Source organism: Polaromonas sp. UBA4122 (assembly GCA_002381615.1).
Taxonomy (GTDB): Bacteria; Pseudomonadota; Gammaproteobacteria; order Burkholderiales; family Burkholderiaceae_C; genus Polaromonas.
On record DFWY01000032.1, the window covers coordinates 1 to 5,504 of the forward strand.

General features: G+C 54.6%; 7 protein-coding genes. All 7 read left to right on the forward strand.

Going from position 1 to position 5,504, the window contains the following annotated elements:
• Positions 1 to 339: HAD domain-containing protein (locus B3F77_RS04380; RefSeq protein ID WP_293603780.1), on the forward strand; the 339-nt coding region annotated here is incomplete at its 5' end.
• Complete coding sequence (locus B3F77_RS04385) at positions 333 to 905, forward strand: hypothetical protein (RefSeq protein WP_293603781.1); 573 nt, start codon at positions 333 to 335, stop codon at positions 903 to 905. The genes B3F77_RS04380 and B3F77_RS04385, both read left to right, overlap by 7 nt.
• A 2-nt stretch (positions 906 to 907) precedes the next feature.
• Positions 908 to 1,402: a hypothetical protein gene (locus B3F77_RS04390; RefSeq protein ID WP_293603782.1), complete on the forward strand. Its 495-nt coding sequence runs from the start codon at positions 908 to 910 to the stop codon at positions 1,400 to 1,402.
• Complete coding sequence (locus B3F77_RS04395) at positions 1,396 to 1,992, forward strand: 3'-5' exoribonuclease (RefSeq protein WP_293603783.1); 597 nt, start codon at positions 1,396 to 1,398, stop codon at positions 1,990 to 1,992. The genes B3F77_RS04390 and B3F77_RS04395 overlap by 7 nt, the downstream gene beginning before the upstream one ends.
• Positions 1,986 to 2,495, forward strand: coding sequence for a 3'-5' exoribonuclease (locus B3F77_RS04400; protein ID WP_293603784.1), 510 nt, complete (start codon positions 1,986 to 1,988; stop codon positions 2,493 to 2,495). The genes B3F77_RS04395 and B3F77_RS04400 overlap by 7 nt, the downstream gene beginning before the upstream one ends.
• A 592-nt stretch (positions 2,496 to 3,087) precedes the next feature.
• Positions 3,088 to 3,837: a hypothetical protein gene (locus B3F77_RS04405; RefSeq protein ID WP_293603785.1), complete on the forward strand. Its 750-nt coding sequence runs from the start codon at positions 3,088 to 3,090 to the stop codon at positions 3,835 to 3,837.
• 8 nt (positions 3,838 to 3,845) lie between these two features.
• Positions 3,846 to 5,066 (forward strand): HEPN/Toprim-associated domain-containing protein, encoded by a 1,221-nt coding sequence (locus B3F77_RS04410; RefSeq protein ID WP_293603786.1) that lies wholly within the window; start codon positions 3,846 to 3,848, stop codon positions 5,064 to 5,066.
• Positions 5,067 to 5,504 lie beyond the last annotated feature (438 nt).

Consider the following 5,504-nt stretch of genomic DNA (forward strand, 5'->3'; position numbering starts at 1 on the left):
TCAATTTTCGGTCGGCGCCAACATCGCTGGTTGCCGGGGGAATTGCGTGCCCGTGTCGTTGGTTCTACCTGGCACAGCGCCATGTCGTTCAAGCGCGATGGCTTCCGCGGTCTCTCTGCCTGGTGGGACGAAGCGACGCGCTACCAGCAAATAAAACGCTACGCCGGCCGCGCCGGGCTAACTGATTGGGTCGCCATTGACGACCAGCCGGAAGGCTGGGGCGCCGACGACCTGGACAAGCTGGTGCATACCCATAGCGAGACTGGGCTTTCAGATCCTGTCGTGCTGGCTCTGCTGGCGGCACGCTTGGAAGTCCTTGGAAAGTCCGAACCATGCTAGTTTTTCTTGATACCGAATTCACCGACCTCCTGAACCCGGAGTTGCTCAGTCTCGGCCTCGTTACGCTCGATGGCCGGGAGCACTACGCCGAACTAGACCTCACCACCGACGCCGGCAAAGCCCGCGCCAAGGCATCCAGCGCCTTCGTGCAAAGCGGCATTTTCGATATGTGGGGTCTCGTGCCCGGTGCTAGCGGCACTGAATGGGAGATGGGACGCCGCACGGGTAAATGGCTGCTTGGACTTGCAGCAGAGTCAGGGACGAACGTTGAGGTCGCATTCGACTATTCAACTGACTATGAACTGATGGAATACGCCATCCGGGACTCCGGGCTTTGGGACCAGGTGCGCGAAGTTGTACTTCCTGTCAACGTCAACCCAATCACCGGCACCATCACCGGAGAGCTGGCGGCAGAGGAATGTTTTCGGGCGCTGGGGCAACGCGGCGGGCGCGGACTCAAGCGTCACCATGCACTAGCCGATGCACTGGCGCTGCGGGCGGCATACATCGACGTGAAGGCGGCGGCACTGGTGCACGCACGTTCCAAAAGCACACCGCAGGCTTGACTATGCTCGTGTTCCTTGACACCGAATTTAACGGCCTGTCGCATCCGGCCCCTGCCCGAAAACTGCTATCGCTTGCGGTGGTGGCCGAAGACGGCAGCGCGGAGTGGTACGCCGAGCTTGACGGCTGGGAGCTTGCCGATTGTGACCCTTGGGTGCAACGCCATGTTGTGCCGCTCTTGACCGGCCCGAGCCTGTCTCATGACGCCGCAAGGGCTTCACTGCAAGACTGGTTCGCCGCGCGCCCGCGCAGCGTGCAAGCCGCTTGCGACTCAGACATCGACTGGCGCTTTCTGCTGGGACTGCTGGGCGTCCGCCCTTCAAACCTTGCAGCGCAGCGCCATGACCTTGCCCCGTTAATCGACACCTCCGGCTACAACAATACGCTCACAGCCTATTTTTCCAAGGGACATCCTGAGCACCACGCCCTGAATGACGCCAGGGCCTACCGACTGGGATGGCTGGCATGGATGGATTCCAGAAAGTCAATGCCATGCTAGTTTTCCTCGATACCGAATTCACCGCATTCGTCAGGCCCGACCTAATCAGCATTGGCCTGGTGGCTGAAGATGGCCGCGAGTTTTATGCCGAGCGAACAGACTATTACACGACGCAATGCAGTGATTTTGTGCGGGAAACCGTGCTGCCGTTGCTGGGCCGCGTGCCGGGTGCGGCCTGCACCCGGACAGAACTGACCGACCGCGTGCGAGATTGGTTTGGGCAGTTGCCAGAGCCAGCCACTGTTGTTTTCGATTCCGAGAAAGATTGGTTGTTGCTGGCCGTTGCAATGCTTGGCCGACCCCATAGCACGCCGCCCGGTAATTTCGCCAAACAAATGTACCTGGACAGCTACGCCATTACTCACCCGGCCTTTGAAACGGCCTTGAATGCCGTTTACACGCCAGAATGGCCCGCACACCATGCCCTGGCCGATGCGCGGGCGCTGATGGCGGGCTACCGTGCCTGGTGCACGCACAGGGGAAATCCAGAACTTCCTCCGCCACTCATTCATGAGATCGTGCAGTCAATTGAAGATGTCAAAGCTGGTCAGCTTGCTCCGTACAAATCTGGAAAGTCCGAACCATGCTAGTTTTCCTCGATACCGAATTCACGGATTTTGTTCGTGCCGAGCTAATCAGCATTGCACTGGTGGCTGAAGATGGCCGCTCGTTCTACGCCGAGCGCACCGACTATCACCGGGACGCGTGCAGTGATTTTGTGCGGGAAACCGTACTGCCATTGCTGGGTAGCGTGCCTGGCGCAGCCTGTAGCCGTCTTGAATTGACGGAGCGCCTGCATGAGTGGTTCGAGCAGTTGCCAGAACCTGCCATCATCATTTACGACTTTGAGGGTGATTGGATATTGCTGGCGGATGCCATCCTTGGCCGTGCTTACAGAAATCCGCCCGCCAATTTTGGGGAACCGCTGCACTTGGGGAACTCCAGCATCACTCACCCGGTCTTTGAGCGGGCACAGAACAACACCTACACACAGGACTGGCCCCCGCACCATGCCCTGGCCGATGCGCGGGCGCTGATGGCGGGCTACCGTGCCTGGCATCAGTTCATGGAGAATATTTGGAGAATCGAGTGATTTTGTTCTGCTGTGATCCGCATGGTCAATTCGGCTACATCATAGAGGCCGTCCAGGAGTAGCGGCCTGCCGCTGTCATCCTGCTCGGTGATGCACAAGCGCAACAATGCATATTCCGGTCAAAAAAGCCACCCAATCCGATGCAAACAAGCCACCGATTCCGATCCCAACTTTGCCATTCATTCCGATTCAAAAACGCCAGCCAACGCAATTGCACAACGCCCCAAAACCCTGAAATGCCACAGTCAGCATAAGACTGGGACCGGTAGTAGCCATTTGCGATCTGCCTCCTCTAAACCGGCCCTTGGCCTCTACAGCAGCCCGATCGTCGGAAATGAGGCGATGTTTTGATGAACCGGCGCACCGGCCATCGGCGCACCGGCCATCGGCCATAAGCGGTAGTTCAAGAGTGTCCGCATTGTGGTACCTTCTTTCGTCTAGCCGTGAGGCTTGCTGGTAAACAGCTAAATAGGGGCGATTCAAGAGTTCGAGTTTTCTGAGAAGATGGCCTTCCTTCGCAAGCTGGGTGAAGAGGCAGGGGAGACCTAGGCCAAAAAGAGCTTCGCAAAGGGCGAGGACTGAAGAAAAAACCATGAGCACACAAGTCAACTGGATAGCTGCATACAACTACTTGTTCCCAGTCTTGGACAGAAGGGACACGCCCGTCTATTGCAGTGGTCCGGGTTTTTGCCGCATGGTTCAGCAGGTAGATCAGGGTTCGCCAAGCTATGACCAGTTGATTCCATTGTTAAACAGCCGAGGCAAGAGCACATCCCGCAAGTCTTTCTACTGGGAAATGATTCAGGCATTGCCTGAGCCCCAACGGCTTCAGCTCTACCGCATCTTCATTGATGGCATAGAGCCTCACGACAAGGAAGCAGCGGACACCATCAGGAACATCGTGTTTGGTGGCGGCAAGGCCGTTCCAACGACCATTGTTCCGGTTGACCTTTGGAACTCGGAGAAACTGAACAACAGTCTCAAGGACATCGACCATGCCATCGATGCCCACCAGTACAACCGAGCCACGACATTGACCTATACATGCCTTGAGGGCTTGTACAAGACATATATCCGCAAGCATATCCCTGACCAAGCTGGGTTGTCAGACCTCATGCCGCTCTGCAAGGTCGTGAAGGATGACATAGCCAAGAAGCTTCAAGCTCAAGGCCAGTATCCTGAGCAGATCGTCAATGCCATCCCGACCTTGACTAACGCGGTTGCCAACTCAAGGAACGGCTTCAGCGAGGCTCACTTTGCTGACGACTCGCAGCGATGGCTTGCCTTGTTCGCAAGGGATATGACCAACTCAATTGGTCGATTGCTATTGAACTTCATCTAAGGCAGACCATGGGTAGCTTTGCAGTCTTCAGCATCTCCGGATATGACGTTGATGAGTCCAAGAACCACCTGAATACTTGGTACTTCAAGAAGTCAGATCGCACGCTGGGACGTATGGCTGAGAACTCGGATGATGTGATCGAGGTTCATAAGCTAGACGAGGCGGAATTTGCTGATGGTGAACTGCTTCACTATTTCTACAAGACCACGGCCAAAGTCATGAAGACTAGGGTCGAGCTTCAAGGCATGACGATGGCTCAGCTCCGCAAGGAGTTCAATGAAAGCATTGCGTCATACCTCGCTTCATTGGAAGATTGGGAGCATGAACAGAACGGAGACTACAGGGCGCACATTCCGTTGCTGAAGTCAGCTACCTTCGAGGTATGGCTTGAAGGGCTCAAGGCCATAGTTGATGGGAACCTAAAGCAAGACTATTGGTCGCCGGAGCGGACGAAGCACGAAAGCCTTGTTGTTGAATGGATGCTCAACTTGACCCCGTACATCCCAGACGAATCAGGCCCCTTCCTTGGTTGCTTCCCTTGCAAGTCGCCTGAAGCCTTCGTCCGTGCTGTACTGGAGGTCGTTGGAGACGACGATGTTTGCCTGCTGGATGCGACCGACTTGGTTCATGGTGGTTGGACGGATGCCTTTGATGACCTGGTCGAGTTCAGCCAGCCACACACCAACATCTTTGCAGTCTTCACAACAGCACTTAACGAGCTGAACGGCATTCTTGCTCTTGCGGATGACAACCCTTCGCTCACACGGCTCTTGTATGCCAATATGATCACTGCGATGGAGTCCTACCTTTCGGACACCATCAAAAAGAATGTCCTGAATCGCCCGCCGTTGCTTCGCAGGTTCGTTGAATCGAATCAGCAGCTCAGGGAGAAGAAGATTCCCACCGCCGATGTGTTCCGAACCGTTGACGGTATGAAGGCACAGGTGGCGACTTTGATCGAGCAGACCCTGTTTCACGACCTCACAAAGACCATAGCTCTATACCGCGATGTCTTGGCTGTGGAGTTCCCGCGAGAACACCTTGGAGCACTTCAGCAGGCAATCACGATCCGCCATGACATCGTGCATCGAAACGGGCGGGACAGTGCTGGAAAGTTGGTTGAATTGACCATAGGTGATTTGACCAACCTAGTCGGCATCATCAGCCTCCTGATCGAGGCTGTTGATGCGGAAGTGAAAGATGGTCTGATCGATGATGACGATGAGTGACTTCTTTTGCTCTTGCTGGTAGGTACTCATGCTCAGTTCCCACACTCACGCGGTAGCCAAGACGCTAACAAAAGAATAGGGTAAAAAATCCAGTATCTTCGGTAGGATTTACTCATAATGGAAGGTGGATGAACACATCCCAAAGTTTGGGATGTTTTTCCACTGAAATAACGTGGCTAGGATTTTTGCAAGGATTTTGAGAAAATTGGCACTAGCTTTTGCAGAATCACTGCAAAAGTCATTGATTTACCATCTGTCGTTTTTGCAGTAATTCTGAGAACCTACAGATTGTGTGGGTTCTAAAAATTCCTGTAAAAATTCTCACATCGTGCAAAAAGTCTTGATGTAGGTCTAAGGGATTTCCGTACTGAATTTGACTTGCCGAGGCGGATCCCGCCCGTTAATCATTGACACGCCCGAAACCTCGCAGAGCAAGTG